Annotated in this window: 20 protein-coding genes and 1 riboswitch; of the genes, 7 read left to right on the forward strand and 13 right to left on the reverse strand. The window is 66.3% G+C overall.

Translation table 11 applies throughout. From position 1 onward, the window contains the following. The 4 genes from MAB_RS04545 to moaA all read right to left on the reverse strand — a co-directional run bounded on the left by MAB_RS04545 (position 1) and on the right by moaA (position 3,774). Entirely contained in the window at positions 1-795 is a 795-nt protein-coding gene (locus tag MAB_RS04545) for a class I SAM-dependent methyltransferase (RefSeq protein ID WP_005113308.1), read from the reverse strand. 128 nt (positions 796-923) lie between these two features. Further along, positions 924-2,039, reverse strand: a complete 1,116-nt coding sequence (locus MAB_RS04550; RefSeq protein ID WP_005083283.1) for a transglycosylase family protein — start codon at positions 2,037-2,039, stop codon at positions 924-926. 12 nt (positions 2,040-2,051) lie between these two features. Further along, positions 2,052-2,217: riboswitch (cyclic di-AMP (ydaO/yuaA leader) on the reverse strand. A gap of 303 nt (positions 2,218-2,520) precedes the next feature. Further along, on the reverse strand, positions 2,521-2,775 hold the full coding sequence (locus MAB_RS04560; protein ID WP_005083281.1) for a MoaD/ThiS family protein: 255 nt from the start codon (positions 2,773-2,775) through the stop codon (positions 2,521-2,523). A gap of 6 nt (positions 2,776-2,781) precedes the next feature. Next, positions 2,782-3,774, reverse strand: a complete 993-nt coding sequence (moaA, locus tag MAB_RS04565; RefSeq protein WP_005092699.1) for a GTP 3',8-cyclase MoaA — start codon at positions 3,772-3,774, stop codon at positions 2,782-2,784. Positions 3,775-3,866: 92 nt separating this feature from the next. Between moaA and MAB_RS04570 the strand changes: the two genes are divergently transcribed. Both MAB_RS04570 and MAB_RS04575 read left to right on the forward strand, forming a co-directional pair. Further along, complete coding sequence (locus MAB_RS04570; protein ID WP_005063636.1) at positions 3,867-4,280, forward strand: cold-shock protein; 414 nt, start codon at positions 3,867-3,869, stop codon at positions 4,278-4,280. A 28-nt stretch (positions 4,281-4,308) separates the two neighbouring features. Next, positions 4,309-5,001 carry a DNA alkylation repair protein gene (locus MAB_RS04575; RefSeq protein ID WP_005113309.1) on the forward strand — a complete coding sequence of 231 codons (693 nt, stop codon included), beginning with the start codon at positions 4,309-4,311 and terminating at the stop codon, positions 4,999-5,001. On the opposite strand, the gene MAB_RS04580 is transcribed toward MAB_RS04575, so the two are convergent. Both MAB_RS04580 and MAB_RS04585 read right to left on the reverse strand, forming a co-directional pair. Then, positions 4,998-5,501 carry a DUF2771 domain-containing protein gene (locus tag MAB_RS04580; RefSeq protein ID WP_005083274.1) on the reverse strand — a complete coding sequence of 168 codons (504 nt, stop codon included), beginning with the start codon at positions 5,499-5,501 and terminating at the stop codon, positions 4,998-5,000. The two genes, MAB_RS04575 and MAB_RS04580, sit on opposite strands and share 4 nt — an antisense overlap. Further along, the gene (locus MAB_RS04585; protein WP_012296358.1) at positions 5,498-7,165 is read right to left on the reverse strand and encodes an MFS transporter; all 1,668 of its coding nucleotides are present in this window, start codon (positions 7,163-7,165) and stop codon (positions 5,498-5,500) included. Before MAB_RS04585 ends, MAB_RS04580 begins: the two co-directional genes overlap by 4 nt. A 37-nt stretch (positions 7,166-7,202) precedes the next feature. Between MAB_RS04585 and MAB_RS04590 the strand changes: the two genes are divergently transcribed. After that, the gene (locus tag MAB_RS04590; protein ID WP_005083271.1) at positions 7,203-7,940 is read left to right on the forward strand and encodes a DUF3027 domain-containing protein; all 738 of its coding nucleotides are present in this window, start codon (positions 7,203-7,205) and stop codon (positions 7,938-7,940) included. Between the two features lie 73 nt (positions 7,941-8,013). Here the strand turns inward: MAB_RS04590 and MAB_RS04595 are convergent, their stop codons facing one another. Together MAB_RS04595 and MAB_RS04600 are read right to left on the reverse strand one after the other, a co-directional pair. Beyond that, positions 8,014-8,475 (reverse strand): SRPBCC family protein, encoded by a 462-nt coding sequence (locus MAB_RS04595; RefSeq protein WP_005091468.1) that lies wholly within the window; start codon positions 8,473-8,475, stop codon positions 8,014-8,016. Positions 8,476-8,518: 43 nt separating this feature from the next. Next, positions 8,519-8,764, reverse strand: coding sequence for a DUF2530 domain-containing protein (locus MAB_RS04600; RefSeq protein ID WP_005063627.1), 246 nt, complete (start codon positions 8,762-8,764; stop codon positions 8,519-8,521). A gap of 93 nt (positions 8,765-8,857) precedes the next feature. Between MAB_RS04600 and MAB_RS04605 the strand changes: the two genes are divergently transcribed. The 4 genes from MAB_RS04605 to MAB_RS04620 are packed head-to-tail and all read left to right on the forward strand — an operon-like array spanning position 8,858 to position 11,716. Beyond that, the gene (locus tag MAB_RS04605) at positions 8,858-9,289 is read left to right on the forward strand and encodes an Rv0880 family HTH-type transcriptional regulator (RefSeq protein WP_005063625.1); all 432 of its coding nucleotides are present in this window, start codon (positions 8,858-8,860) and stop codon (positions 9,287-9,289) included. Between the two features lie 34 nt (positions 9,290-9,323). Further along, positions 9,324-10,634: an MFS transporter gene (locus MAB_RS04610; RefSeq protein WP_005113311.1), complete on the forward strand. Its 1,311-nt coding sequence runs from the start codon at positions 9,324-9,326 to the stop codon at positions 10,632-10,634. Further along, positions 10,635-11,447: a TrmH family RNA methyltransferase gene (locus tag MAB_RS04615; RefSeq protein ID WP_005091464.1), complete on the forward strand. Its 813-nt coding sequence runs from the start codon at positions 10,635-10,637 to the stop codon at positions 11,445-11,447. Next, positions 11,444-11,716: a DUF2537 domain-containing protein gene (locus tag MAB_RS04620; RefSeq protein WP_005063622.1), complete on the forward strand. Its 273-nt coding sequence runs from the start codon at positions 11,444-11,446 to the stop codon at positions 11,714-11,716. Before MAB_RS04615 ends, MAB_RS04620 begins: the two co-directional genes overlap by 4 nt. Positions 11,717-11,723: 7 nt before the next feature. Here MAB_RS04620 and sepH read toward each other — a convergent pair whose 3' ends face one another. The 5 genes from sepH to MAB_RS04645 all read right to left on the reverse strand — a co-directional run bounded on the left by sepH (position 11,724) and on the right by MAB_RS04645 (position 14,464). After that, positions 11,724-12,536 carry a septation protein SepH gene (gene sepH, locus MAB_RS04625; RefSeq protein WP_005092707.1) on the reverse strand — a complete coding sequence of 271 codons (813 nt, stop codon included), beginning with the start codon at positions 12,534-12,536 and terminating at the stop codon, positions 11,724-11,726. A 150-nt stretch (positions 12,537-12,686) separates the two neighbouring features. Beyond that, positions 12,687-13,169 carry a lipoprotein LpqH gene (locus tag MAB_RS04630; protein ID WP_005113312.1) on the reverse strand — a complete coding sequence of 161 codons (483 nt, stop codon included), beginning with the start codon at positions 13,167-13,169 and terminating at the stop codon, positions 12,687-12,689. 80 nt (positions 13,170-13,249) lie between these two features. Continuing rightward, on the reverse strand, positions 13,250-13,726 hold the full coding sequence (locus MAB_RS04635) for a lipoprotein LpqH (RefSeq protein WP_005113313.1): 477 nt from the start codon (positions 13,724-13,726) through the stop codon (positions 13,250-13,252). Positions 13,727-13,814: 88 nt separating this feature from the next. After that, the gene (locus MAB_RS04640) at positions 13,815-14,120 is read right to left on the reverse strand and encodes a DUF202 domain-containing protein (RefSeq protein ID WP_005101748.1); all 306 of its coding nucleotides are present in this window, start codon (positions 14,118-14,120) and stop codon (positions 13,815-13,817) included. Further along, positions 14,117-14,464, reverse strand: coding sequence for a YidH family protein (locus MAB_RS04645; RefSeq protein ID WP_005091453.1), 348 nt, complete (start codon positions 14,462-14,464; stop codon positions 14,117-14,119). The genes MAB_RS04640 and MAB_RS04645 overlap by 4 nt, the downstream gene beginning before the upstream one ends. Between the last annotated feature and the right edge of the window lie 36 nt (positions 14,465-14,500).

The following is a 14,500-nucleotide window of genomic DNA, read 5'->3' on the forward strand; positions in this document are numbered from 1 at the left end:
TCAGCCTCTTTCCGCGACGATGTTGAAGAAGGGCATGTGGATCATGTCGTCGTCGAGCTGCTGAAGGCGCTCGAAGGTCTGCTGTGCTTGTTCTGCCACGCCCGGTCGCTGATAGCGTTCGCGCATATCGGCGGGCATCTGTTCGGGGTCGATACCGGCCAGCGCCGCACCGACGAATGCCGCCCGCGAACCGAGATATGTTGTCCTGCCAAAATATTGGATATTCCAGCGGGCTTCCGAGAGCACGCTTTTGATCTCGTCCGGATCCTGGACGCCAAAAGGCATCGTAATGCCGTTGACGGAGCCGTCGCCGAAGCAGGCAATGAACCAGCGCGCTCCGGGCCGGGTGGCGCGGTGCAGGGCGCTCGCATACTGACGATGGCCCTCGTGATCGAAACAGTGATACACCGCGCTGTCGATCACAGTGTCGAACTGTGCGTCCCAGCCGTCGAGCTTGGTGGCATCGGCAACGTGTAGGTCGACGGTTACCCCCGCGGCCGCTGCGCGCTGTTTCGCCTGTTCGATGGCGGACGGCGAGAAATCGAGCCCGGTGACCGACAGGCCCTGCTGTGTGAGGTAGATGGAGTTCTCGCCGAGGCCGCAGCCGATGTCCAAGATCGCACCGCGTAGGGCGCCGTACGCCGCGAGCTCTTTGATGCGGGGTTGTGCGTCCCTGATATCCCATGGGACGCCGGCGGCGGGTGCGCCCTCGAACATGGGCTTGCCGTTGTAGACCGCTTCGAAAGTTTCTTGGCTCGGTACGTCTGGAGGCTGGGTCGATGCCGTCATGGTCACCAAGGTACGCTTCGAAGCTGGCGCGTCAACCCCCTTGACAAGGGGCCTAGGCTAACCGTCGAAAGGTTTACCCCACAACGACAATCGCCCCGGCCGAGACGGCCGGGGCGATCGACGAGATGGCTGTGTCAGCGCTGTGCCAGGGCGAGGATTGCGTCGCTGGCCTTGACGTCCTGCGTCTGCATCGCGAACACGATGTCCTTGAGGTAGGAGACCCCGCGGCTGTCGCCGGGCGCCACGTCGGTGGTGCCGGGAGGCAGGTTGTTCGGGTCGGGCAGGTGGCGGACCACACCGGCGACCGCCTCGGGACTGGTCGGGATGCCGTTGGATGCCACCGGGCCGGCGTCGAACGCGGCCTTGCCGGCGGCGAATCCGATGTCCGCGGCATCCGGGACACCCGCGGGCAGCGGGATCTCGGGAGCCGCAGCGGGTGCCGGGGCGGGCTCGGGTGCCGGGGCGGGCTCGGCGGGGGCCGGTCCGGACTGGAGCTCGTACGGCAGCACCTGGTCGTCGGCGGCAGGAGCCTCGGGAGCCGGAGCCTCTTCGGGCGCGGGGGCCTCGTCGACGACGGGTGCCTCGGGCGCGGGCGCGGCGATCAGCTCGGGCGCGGGAGCCTGCGCCTCGTCGACCGGAGCGGGTTCGGGGGCCGGGGCCGGCTCCTCGGGAGCGGGGCCGGACTGGAAGTCAACGTCCTGGGCCTCGGGAGCGGGGGCTTCTTCAGGGGCCGGAGCTTCGTCGATGGCCGGAGCCTCGGGAGCCTCGGCCACGAACTGCTCGTCGCCCTCGGCGGGGGGCTCGGGGGCCGGAGCGGGCTCGGCAGCCGCCTGCTCCTCGTGGTGTGCGGCCGGGGTGATGTTGGCCGCCGGAGCGGTACGGGGAGTGGAACCGGACAGGCCGCGTCCGCAGACCGGCCAGGCACCGCGGCCCTGCCCCGCGAGCACCTTCTCGGCGACCGCGATCTGCTGTTCCTTGGTGGCCAGGTGGGCGGACGGGGCGTACTGACCGCCACCGCTATTGATCCAGGTGCTGGGCGAGAACTGCAGTCCGCCCTGGTACCCGTTGCCGGTGTTGATGGCCCAGTTGCCGCCCGACTCACAGCGTGCGACCTGATCCCATTCGCCGTCGGTGGCTGCGTTGGCCGTCGCGGCCATCATCAAACCGCCACCGACAAGGCCCGCGCCCGCTACCGCGACCTTGGCCGCCTTGGCGCTCGCCTTGCTGGGCTTACTGTGCCGTCCACTCATATATCCGTCGTGTTCCTCTCTGTGACGCACCTGCGAGGTCAGCTGTCGGGTTCGAGCAAGAGGTCGCTCGGCCCGGTTGCCCGGGCTTCACCCCAAGAACCATCAAGGTTCGTGCTGGAGATCGGGTGGATCTCCGGCGGATGGGTCCCCCGTCTCCGTCCCTTGGTCTTCCGACGCGGTCCACACCCGAGGGACGGAGCTCGGTGCGCGGGTATGGACTTCGGATGACGGTACGTGCCGATGCGCGTCTCGTCATGTTGGACATTTCTCGGTGTTTCGTCCATGACGGGGTGCGTTTATTCCCGAGAGGGGCGGGGTCTGCGCAGGTTATTGGGCAGCTCCACTGCCCCGTGTCCGTGTCGTGACCCTACTGTGACCTTCAGATGTGTGTCGTAGATCACGAAATTGCCGGGCCATCTCTGTACACAGCTCTCAGAGATGCCTTAGAGCTTCCTTAGGAAATGGATGCGCCAGCGGACTTCTATCCGCCAGCGAACGGCGGGAGAACATCCACGACAGCGCCGGATTTGGGCCGTTGGGAGCGGTCTCGGACGGCCACGCCGTCATGGAGAAAGGAACAACGCGCCAATACGCGTTCGAGTTCCGGCCCCCTGGAGGCCAACAGACGGGTCAGATCGTCGAATGACGCCCCGGCGGGCAGATCGACGGTTTCTTCCTGAAGCCCGGCAGCCGCCGCGGCGGCCGCGAAATACCTGACCGTGATGCTCGCAAGCATGCAGATCTAACCGCCGATCGCGCTCATCGGGCGGTCCGGCTGCAGGAAGGACGGGTCGTTGATGCCGTGCCCCGGCTTCTTGCCCCACATGGCGGCCTGCCAGGCCGATGCCACCTCGGCGTCGGACGCGCCCGAGCGGAGCAGGCCGCGCAGATCCGTCTCGGTGGTGGCGAACAGGCAATTGCGCACCTGCCCGTCCGCGGTCAACCGGGTGCGGTCGCAGTCGCCACAGAACGGCCGGGACACCGACGCGATGATTCCGACCGTCGCCGGGCCCCCGTTCACCAGCCAGCGTTGCGCTGGGGCGCTGCCGCGGGGCGCGGGATCCTCGCTCAGGGAGAACTCCCGGCTGAGTGCGGCATGGATCTCGTCTGCCGTCACCATGCGGGCCCGGCTCCAGCTGTGTCCGGCGTCCAGGGGCATCTGCTCGATGATCCGCAGTTCGTACCCGTGCTCCAGGCTGAAATGCAGCAGGGCGACGGCATCCTCTTTGTACTGCTCGGGTGTCAGCACCGCGTTGATCTTTATCGGCGACAGCCCGGCAGATCCTGCCGCCTTCAGGCCCAGCAGCACGTCGGACAGCCGATCCCGCCGGGTGATCGCGGCAAAACGATGGGCGTCCAAGGTATCCAGCGAGACGTTGATGCGGTCCAATCCGGCCTCTCGCAGCGCAACCGCCTTACGGTCGAGTCCGACGCCGTTGGTGGTGACGGCAATGTCCGGGCGCGGCGACATGCCGGCGACGGCGGCAACGAGCTTCTCCAGGTCCTTGAATATCAGCGGCTCACCACCGGTGAATCGAACGCTGTCAATCCCGAGGCGTGTCACGGCGATCCCGATGAGTCTGATGTATTCATCGGTGGTGAGCAGTGTCTCGCTGCGCAGCCAGTCCAGTCCTTCGGCGGGCATACAGTAGGTGCAGCGCAGATTGCACCGGTCGGTCAACGACACCCGTAAGTCGGTCGCGATGCGGCCGAACGAATCAATTAACGGGGTCATAAGTCCAGCGTAGCGACCACTTGCGCGAGCCGAGTAGGATGACCAGTCACCGCGTCCTGATTGGGGCGCGTTAATCATGTGAGGTGAGTGCAGTGCCAACCGGCAAGGTCAAGTGGTACGACGCCGAGAAGGGCTTCGGCTTCCTGTCGCAAGAGGACGGCGAGGACGTGTACGTCCGGTCCTCGGCGCTGCCTGCTGGCGTTGAGGGACTCAAGGCCGGACAAAAGGTCGAGTTCGGCATGGCCGCCGGCCGTCGTGGGCCGCAGGCATTGAGCCTCAAGCTCATCGACGCGCCACCGTCGGTGCAGAAGACGCGCCGCGAGAGCAGCGGGCCGGTCAACCACAAGCACACCACCGACGAACTGCACGGAATGATCGAAGACATGATCACGCTGCTGGAGGGCACGGTGCAGACCGAGCTGCGTAAGGGGCGTTACCCGGACCGCAAGATCGCCCGCAAGGTGTCCGAGGTTGTCCGCGCTGTCGCCAGCGAGTTGGACGCCTGATCTGACACCCGTCCGCGCCGAGGATGTGATGGCGGCGCTCGACGCCGCCGGCGATTCTGATCGTGCCGCTAAGTCGGCGCGGTTCTTCAAGACCGGGCCCGGTGAGTACGGCGAGGGAGACGTGTTCCTCGGTGTGTCCGTACCCGAGCAGCGCAAGCTCGTACGGCGATTCCGGGGGATCACTCGTGGCGAGGTGGTGCGGTTACTCGCCAGCGACGTGCATGAGCACCGGCTGACGGGGCTCATCCTGGCGGTCTGGGAGTTCACACACGCCGAAATGGCCGAGCGTGAAGCCTGGGTGGGTATGTATCTGGCGCAGGTGCTCGCCGGCCGGGTGAACAACTGGGATCTGGTTGATTCCTCTGCCGAGCAGATCTTGGGTGAATGGCTTGTCGGCCAGGATTATTCACTGCTGCTGGAGTTGGCCGCCGACGAAGAGCTCTGGCGGCGCCGCGTCGGGATCATCGGTACGTTCGCGTTCATCAGACGCGGAGACGCCGTGCCCTTGCTGTCCATGGCGCCATTGCTGATCGACGACCGTCGTGATCTCGTCCAGAAGGCCTTCGGCTGGATGCTCCGCGAGTCCGGAAAGCGTTGTGGCACAGAGGTGCTGCTCGGCTATCTGGATGAGCATGCCGCCGCCATGGGCCGCACGGCGCTCAGTTATGCCACCGAGCATCTGGACGCCGGGGTGCGCGCGAGGTATCGCGCTGCGCGCTAGTCCTTCCAGACCGTCGCGACCGACCACACGGCATGGGTCACTTCCAGCAGGTCGCCGGTCTCGGTCTGAACCACCGTGGGCAGCTTGATTTCCAGCCCCAGCAGCCGACGGCCCTCACCGTCGATCGTGGGTATCGTCACGGCGGTCCGGTGGTCGCGGTACACACTGGATTCCGCCCGCTTGTGGTCGACGTCGCCTGTCGGCGCGTAGATCCGGGACAGCATCCATGGCGCCCTGGCGATCCGCCCGTCAACCGAAAGCTGTACGGGATCATGGGCATTGACAGCCAATTGAACGGTGTGTCCCAGCGGGTCGCACTGGTCCAGCTTGTTTTTGTCGCAGTACTGGTAGGGCGCGGCATGGATCACGGTGCCATGGGTGAACGCGCTGATCTCCGGTCGCTCCTCCTGGTGCCCGCGTACCCGCCAGGTGATAAACCCGACCATGGCGGCAGCGGTGAGCACCAGGACGACGGCCAGCGCCGTCAGTTTCGCTTTCACGCGTGTACCTTGCCACCTTCTTGTTCGGCCATCACCGGGCGGTTGCCGCCCAGACCCGGAATCAGGGAGACGCCGCGGAAGCTGGCCAGCGTCTGGGCCAGGCCGAGGATGAGCACGGCCGAGATCACCGTGAATCCCACCCATAGGTCGGTGTAGATCATCACGCCGATCGCGCCACCGAGCACCCAGGACAGCTGCAGCAGTGCCTCGGACCGCCCGAACGCGGACGCGCGGGATTCTTCCGGCAGATCATCCTGCAACGAGGCGTCCAGCGAGGCCTTCGCGATGGCGCTGACCGCCGATGTCACCAGCGTCGCGACCACCACCACCGCCAGGACTCCGGTCACGGCGGCGGCCAGCGCCACCACCGTCACCGCGCTGGCGCAGCGCACCACGAGCAGGGCGGGGCGGCCGAGCTTGAGTCGGGCACTGGTGGCGTTGCCCGCGAAGTTGCCGATACCGGCGGCCGCACCGACCATGCCCAGCATGGCGAGCTGCTGGAAGCCGTGGGCATCGTGAGATTTGGCGACGAATGCCGGGTACAGGGTGAGGAATCCGACCATCACCTTGATGGTGCTGTTGCCCCAGAGCGAGGTGATGATGTTGCGGCCCAGCGGCTGCCGGACCTTCTCCGGCTGCTTATGGGAGCGCCGTAGCAGAATCGTCGGGTGCTCGCCGTCGTCGCCGTGATAGCCGAAGGTGGTGGGCACCTCACCGGCGGTTACCTCCACCCACTTGGGGATGCGCATCGAGGCCCAGGCACCCACCGCGGTGACCGCGATGACCACGAAAAGCGCACCGGGCAGGTGCAATAACCGGGTGAACGCGAGCTCGCAACCGGCCGCGATGGCTCCACCGACAATGGTTCCGCCGACCAGGCCAAAGGTGGTGAGCCGCGAGTTGACACGCACCAGGTCGATGGTCGGGGGCAGTACACGTGGCGTCACCGCACCGCGCAGCACGCCAAAGGACTTGGACAGCACCAGCATTGACAACGCACAGGGATACAGCACCCAGGGCGGGAAGCTGCCGCTGGCGCCGTCGTAGTTGGCGATCATGATCACGGCCAACAAGGTGCGCAATCCAAATGAAGCGGCCAGTGCGGCCCGGCGTCCATGTTGCAGGCGGTCCAGCGCGGGGCCGATCAGCGGGGCGATGACGGCGAACGGTGCGATGGTGATCAGCAGATACAGCGCCACCTTGCTCTTGGACTCGGCGGTGGCGGCGGCGAAGAAGAGTGTGTTGGCAAGGGCTACCGCCATCGCGGCGTCCACCGCGAAGTTGGCCATCACCGGATACGTGAGGGCGGTGAGGCCCGACTTATCGGCGCCGTCCGCGGTGGCGGCCTTCTGGAACAGCCCGTACATCCGGGAGCCCATCTCGCGGCTGCGCATCGCGGCAACCCGGGTGACCGTCAGTTTCTGCGGGTGGTCCTGCTCGGGCGGGGGCCGGCGGCGCACCCGCTCACGGCGCTCCTCGCCGAGCGGGGGGAGATAGCGATTCGATGAGCTGCTTGCGCGCAGGCGTTCCCGCGGGGCGCTGCCCGTCGGGTAGTTGGCCATACCCGGGTGGGAGTTGGCATCGCGCGGATCCTGGTTGCGGCGGCGAGACGGGGAGTCGCTACTGCCGTGGCGGTTCCCGAACCGCGCGTAGTCGTCCCGCACGCATCGATTGTCCCTCACGGTGAGAAGATGGTCAGCGATGGACATCACTATCTCCGGCCGCGACGCCCTGTACACGTGTATTGAGCAGGCACGTACGGCCATTGTCGAGTTCAGCGGGGAGACCGTGGGCAAGTACCTCGGTGCCTCCTCCGAGTACAGCGATCTACATGCGTTGACCCACCGTTTCGAAGCCGAGCTGCCCGGGTACCGCGGGTGGCATTGGGAAGTGGTGATGGCCGCGGCGCCGGGTGCCACCGTCGCGACCGTCAGCGAAGTCGTGCTTGTTCCGGGTGCCGAGGCGCTGCGCCCGCCGAACTGGATTCCGTGGGAGGAACGGATCCGTCCGGGCGATTTGGGCCCCGGCGATCTGCTCGCCCCGCCGCCCAACGACCCTCGACTGGTGCCCGGATATACCGACAGCGGAGATCCGCAGGTCACCGAGACCGCCGGCGAGATCGGCCTGGGCCGCAAGCAGGTGCTGAGTCTGGCCGGGCGTATCGACGCCGCACAGCGATGGTTTGACGGCGAGTGGGGTCCCGATGCGGAGATGGCGCGTGCTACCCGCCGCGTCTGCCGGTCCTGCGGCTTCTACCTGCCGCTGGCTGGCTCGCTGGGTGTCGCGTTCGGAGTGTGCGCCAATTCGATGTCCGCCGACGGGCGGGTGGTGCACATCGAGTACGGCTGCGGCGCTCATTCCGATACACCGCAGCCGGTCAACTCCGCGATGCCGTTGTATGAGCCCTTCGACGACGGCGTTCTCGATCTAGCCGATTGAGCCCTCAACGAGTGCGCGCCTCACGCGGAAAATCGGAGGGAAATCCGCGTGAGGCTCGCGCTCGGCGCCAGGCCTAGACGCCCTCGGCGGCGGCCTTGATCTTTGACAGCGACGTCCGCATGCCCTCGAGCAGTACCTGGTCGAACACCTCGGTGCCGCCGAACATCAGGTTCTGCAGGTTGGTGGAGACGGCCGACCGCTTATCGCCCAGCACGCGGCGCTCGGTAACCCGGGTGCCACCGGCCGCGGTGGGCTCGAGGTCATAGCTCCACTCGCTCAGGTTGTCCTTGACGTGCCAGGCCAGGCGCTTGTTGGGCTCGACGGCGGTCAGCACGGCGCGGGTCGGCCACACCTTCCAACCCTTGCGGTTGTAGTTGATGACGTTGGTGCCTGCCTGCACCGGGCCGCGTACGAACATCTTGCGGGTCTGGGGGCTCCACCGCGGCATGTTGTCCAGGTCGGAGATGAGCCCCCACACCTTTTCCACGGGCGCGTCGATCTCGACGGCGGCTTCCAGCAGTGATGCGTTGGGCATGAGCTAGCTCCTCTTTTCCGGGGTTGTTGCGGGATTGGTTCGGCTACAGGCCGGTTTGCGCGCCGCGAGAACCGCGCCGCGCGGCCCGCACCTGTAACAGCACGATGGTGGTGCCCAGGGCGCCGGTTCCGAGCCCGGCAACGGTGATGGGACGCCAGCTCTCGAACGCGGGCACGGTGAAGGCGAGCACGTTAGCTATCAGCCACAGCACGGTACCTGCGACGACGACCGGCCACGGGTTGAGCAGTGCGGCCGGGAGAGGGGGCGGTTGGGGCGCGGGGGTGTCCACTAGATGCGCAGCATACGCGGGCGACGACACCGGCCGGGGGCTTAGTCGGCTCAGTCCCTGTGAAAGCCCTGGACGTGCCGTAAGGTTTGGGCCGTGAGCGACCCAGATGCCCGGTTGGCCAGCGATCTATCGCTTGTTGTGATCCGCCTGGCCCGGCATCTGCGGTTCCGGCGTGCCGATTCCCCCGTCTCGTTGACGCAGCTGTCGGCACTGGCGACATTGCTGAACGAGGGCGCCATGACCCCGGGCGCGTTGGCCGCCCGCGAGCGCGTACAGCCGCCGTCGATGACCCGGGTGATTGCCTCGCTGGCCGAGCTTGGGCTGGTGGAGCGGTCGGCGCATCCGACCGACGGACGCCAAGTGGTTGTCTCACTGTCCGAGGCCGGGGCCGATATCGTGCAGGCCGACCGCAGTGCGCGCGAGGAATGGCTGCGCGAACACCTGGCGGATTTCACCCCGGACCAACGCGCGGTGTTGCGGCAGGCAACCGACCTGTTGTCGGCGCTGGTCAACGAAAACGGTTAGCTGACAATCTCCTTACTCTCTAAAATGACCTTCCGTGGCTGACCGCGGCGGGATATTCGTATCGCTGCGTACCCGTAACTACCGGCTGTGGATCAGCGGCCAGATGGTGTCGCTTATCGGCACCTGGATGCAGCGAGTGGCCCAGGACTGGCTGGTGCTGGATCTCTCGCACGGCAACGCCTTCCTGCTCGGGGTGGTGATGGCCCTGCAATTCGGGCCGACGCTGCTGCTGTCGGTGTGGGGCGGGATGCTGGCCGATCGCTACGACAAGCGACGGATGCTCATGCTGACCCAGGCGCTGATGGCCCTGTTCGCGTTGACCGTGGGCCTGCTTCAGGTGACCGGACTGGTCCGGATCTGGCATGTGATGGCGGTGGCCTTTGCGATGGGATGTGCCGCGGCGATCGAGGCGCCCACGCGCCAGTCGTTCACCATCGAGATGGTGGGGCCGGAGCACCTGCCCAACGCCGTCGGACTCAATTCGATGGTATTCAACCTCGCCGGCATCATCGGGCCGGCGACCTCGGGTGTGCTGATCGGGCTGATCGGCACGGGTTGGGTGTTCCTGCTGAACTTCGTCAGCTTCATCGCGGTAGGCATCGCGCTGTGGCGGATGCGCCCCGGCGAGCTGCATTCGAGCGAGCCCATCCCTGCGGCTAAGGGGCAGCTGCGCCAGGGGTTCTCATATGTATGGCGCCGCCGCGATCTGTTCATGATCATGCTGACGGTTTTTCTGGTCTCGACGTTCGGGCTGAATTTCTCGCTGACGCTCGCGGTGTTGGCCCGAGAGACCTTCGGCCGCGGCGCGGAGTCCTACGGGCTGCTCTCCACGGCGCTGGCCATCGGCACGCTGCTTGGCGCCACTTTCGCGGCCCGTCGCACCAAGAAGGTGCGCATGACGTTGTTCTACGGCGCGGCAATGGCTTTCGGGCTATCGGAAGTCGTAGTCAGCGTGATGCCCACCTACCTCTCGGTGGCCCTGGCCCTTGTCCCGGCAGGTCTGCTGGCGCTGACATTCACCACGTCGGCGATGAATATCATTCAGCTGTCCGTGGATTCGCAGCTGCGGGGAAGGGTGATGGGCATTTACATGGTGGCGTTCCTGGGAGGCACTCCGTTGGGCAGTCCGCTGGTGGGTTGGCTGGCCGACCTGCACGGGGGCCGGATGCCGCTGTTGGTCGGCGGGCTGGTCTCGGCGGCGGCGGGGCTGGTATGTGCGACGTATCTGCACAGGCATCCGTGTCCTGTTGTCGCAGGCGAAGTTCCGGAGGCCGACGATATGGTGCCGCCTGCCCCGGCTGCCACCCCGGTATGCGAGCCGACGCCCTTGGCGAGGCGGTCGTAGATGTTGGTTATCGATGTCCACGACCCCGCCGATTCGAGGCTCGACAGCTTCCGCGATCTCAATAGCGTCGACCGTAGGCCCGACCTGCCTAGCGGTAAGGGCCTGGTGATCGCCGAAGGCGTATTGGTTGTGCAGCGCATGCTGGCCTCGCGCTTCAGGCCGCTCGCGCTGTTGGGTACCGACCGTCGATTGAGCGAACTGGCAGCTGATCTGGAACCGGTCGACGTGCCGTACTACCGGGCCAGCGCCGAGGTGATGGCGGAAGTCGTTGGCTTTCATCTCAATCGCGGAGTGCTCGCGGCATCCCGTCGCCCCGAGGAACTCCCGGCGGCCGACTTGCTGCAGACGGCACGCACGGTGGCCGTGCTCGAGGGTGTGAACGACCACGAGAATCTGGGCTCGATCTTCCGTAACGCCGCCGGAATGGGAGTGGACGCCGTGCTTTTCGGCAGCGGCTGCGCCGATCCGCTCTATCGCAGGGCCGTCCGGGTGTCGATGGGCCATGCGCTGCTGGTGCCGTTCGCGCGTCTTCCGGAATGGCCAAAGTCTTTGTACAGGCTGCGAGACAGTGGCTTCCGGCTGTTGGCCATGACTCCGGCGGGTGACTCGAAGGCGCTGGCTGATGCGATCCCGCCGTTGCGGGCCGAGAAGGTGGCGTTGATGGTCGGTGCCGAGGGGCCTGGATTGACCGACGTGGCCCTGCGTGCCAGCGATCTGCGCGTACGTATCCCGATGGCCAATGGCACCGATTCGTTGAATGTCGCTACCGCCGCGGCGCTGGCGTTCTACGAGCGCGCTAGGCTCGCGCCATGACCGACTCCGATACCCCGTGGGTGGAGGGCATCGTCTCGGCGATGTGTGTGGCCGTGGTGGTCGCGGTCGCGGTGGTGGTGCTGAGCCTGGGGCTGATCCATGTGCATCCCCTGTGGGCGATCCTGCTGAACATCGTTGCAGTGGGCGGTCTTTCGCCAACGCTCTGGAGCTGGCGGGACCGTCCGGTGTTGCGCTGGTTTGTGTTGGGTATCGCGATCGGCGTGGCCGGTGGATGGCTGGCTACGGTGGTGACCGCCCTGATTACCTGAGGCGCCCTTAGTTCTGACCGCTGGAGCGAACACCCAGCAGCACGTCTTCCCAGGTGGGTACGGCGGGCTTGCTGCGCCGAGAGCGGCGCGGTGCGGGAGCCTGCGTGGTCTCGGTCTCCGTGTGCTCTTCGGCTACTGCGGGCTCCGGTTCGGGCAGCGGCGCGGGAGACTCGGTGAACAACTCGGGCTCGGGCTCGGGGAGCAGCGGGGACACCGCCGCGACGGGCCGCAGGCTGCGGGTGAATGTCGGGTCGATCAGCTCCCGGGCGGAATCATCGAGCGCGGTAACCGTGCCGCCGTGCGCCCCGGGCGTGTAGCGGAAATGCGCCTTGTTGTCGGACCGCCCGGTACGCCACTGCAGTTGGACCGTCCAGCGGCCGTCCTCGACCTTCCACGCGTCCCACTCGATGGCATCGGGATCGCCGCCGCGCGCGAACATTGCACCGGCGACGGTGTCGGCGAGCGTGCTGACGGCCGGTCCGTCGTTGCGGACCGGGTGCGCCGCCGAGGCCATCTCGGCCGCACGCTGCCGCTCCAGCAACACCGGATGGGCGAACCGTTCGATCCGCGAGACGTCGACTCCGGCGGCGGTGGCGACTTGCTGAACGGTGGCACCGGCGCGGATGCGGGCCTGAATTTCCCGGGGTCGCAACGAACTCTCCATTTCGATCTGGATCTGCCCCAGACGGGACAGATCGCCCCGGGCAGCTGCACGGAGTCTGTCGTCGGCGTCGATCGCGAACTTGTCGGTGCCGTTGGCGTCCTGGCAGATCACTCGCTTGCCGTCGGCTGATAAGCCGATGACTTTCAGTTCGCGCATGTTGACCTCCTCGCCTGGACTGGATAACCCAGTTCCTCGGGACCTTAGTGCAGGTAGATGGCAGTTCCTTGCTGACACGCGGAGGGGCGGGCTACTTGCGTTCAAGGCCAGTTCGCGCTATGTGACACGTGTGGCAGGTGTTGTTTGCCGTCAGGGGCATGTGACGTCGACCCGGAACGGTTTGATCATGCCGTCCGCCCCCTGGCTATCGCTTCCCCGCACGGTGCCCTTGACGGTGTAGTGCTTGCCGTCTTTGGTGAGGGTGGCGCTCTCGCCGTCTTTCTTGAGCAGTTCGTAGTACATGAACTTGAGGCCGTTGACCTCGCCCAGGTTGACGGTCTCGATTGCGGGTGGTTCTCCCGTGAGGGTCAGCCCGCGAGCATCGGGGTCTTTCGCGACGCTGATGAACGTCCGTTGTTCATACGCGTCGCATCTGACGGGGGCCCCGGCTACCACGGCCAGAGCGCCGACCGTCATCGTCGCGGTGCCGCCCTCCGGCGTACTGGACTGCTCGGGCTTGGCAGGGCTGGTGGCGGAATCGGTGATCTTCGTGATCTGCGTGCTGGCGGCGCAGCTGGACTGGGTGGCCGCCAACATGGCTCCGCCGACGACGGCGGCCCACACTCGTTTCATAGTGTCCCCCCTTGTTCTCCCGAGACAGACTAGCCGGGCAACACGACGGTGCTGCCCGGCTAGATCGCGATTTCTTACCGCTATGGGCAGGTGACTTCGATTTCGAATGGCTTATTGGAAGGCTGCGTCGGGTTGGCCATGTCCACGGCGATGGCGGTGCCTTCGATGTGGTACTTTTTGCCGTCCTTGGTGGCCTTCGCGCTGGCACCGGGGGTGCCTTCGGAGAACGCCAGCGACTGTCCGTTGAGGCTGCCGAGCCCCGCCGACTTCACGGTCGGAGAATCGCCTTCTGTCACCACGGCGCCGAACCCTTGGGCTCCGCTGCCGATGACGATGTTGACATTGCCGTTCGAGGACTGGCAGACGACCGCGCCTTCGATCTTCTGTTCCTTGCCGTCGATGGTGACCTTGGCGCTGCTGTTGGTCGCTACCGCGCCGGCGCTGTTGCTCACGGTGGTGCCCTTGGTCTCGGACTTGTCCTTATCGCCCGAACAGCCGACCAGACCTGCGGCGACAATCGCCGCGCCGCCAATGGCGACCACAAGCCCACGCTTCATAGCGTTCTCCTTATATGTGATGGGGTGGAGCCGAACAGGACAAAGTATGGGGCGGTAACGGGCCGCGGTCCGCAGAACGCGGGTATACCTACGTACCCAGATTTGACAGGTAGATACCCGCCGACAGCAGAATCACCGCGACCATCGTCGCGGTCGTCAGCGCGATGACCTTGCCGTCCTGCGCCCAATGTCCACGGGCCAGCGAGCGGTGCCGTGCCGAGCTGATCGCCACGAGTCCGAGCACCACCGCGGCGGCGATCAATGCCGCTCCGGCAGTGTGTTTGTGGATGAGTGCGTGGGTCATCAGCACCGCTGCGGTTCCGGCGGCGGTCAATCCGGTGCGGCGCCAGGCCAGAGCCGTGCGTTCCACCGCGTAGGTGTCGTGCGGTCTCATCGGTAGAAGACCGCGACGGAGGCCAGAATCGCCACCAGCCCGATGCTGATCGCGAGCAGGGGAACCAGCATGGTGCCTTTCAGTGGCTGCGCGCGGTCCATCCGGTTCTTGACGTCGCGCCAATGCACGTACGCGCCAATCGATACGACCACGGCGAGCGCTAGGCATGACGCCGCGAGCGCGTGCCGGACACCCGCATGGTGAAACGGCTGTACCAGGGTCTGGACGGCGACACCGCCGGCAAGCAGTCCCAGCGCGGTGCGGATCCATGACAGGAAGGTGCGCTCATTGGCCAGTGTGAATCGGTAGTCGATCTCCCGTGCCTCGGGCGGCGTTTCCGTCACGCCGCCGAACTTACCGCGCGCTCGGTGGGACGCCTC

This window comes from Mycobacteroides abscessus ATCC 19977, from assembly GCF_000069185.1.
Lineage (GTDB): Bacteria > Actinomycetota > Actinomycetes > Mycobacteriales > Mycobacteriaceae > Mycobacterium > Mycobacterium abscessus.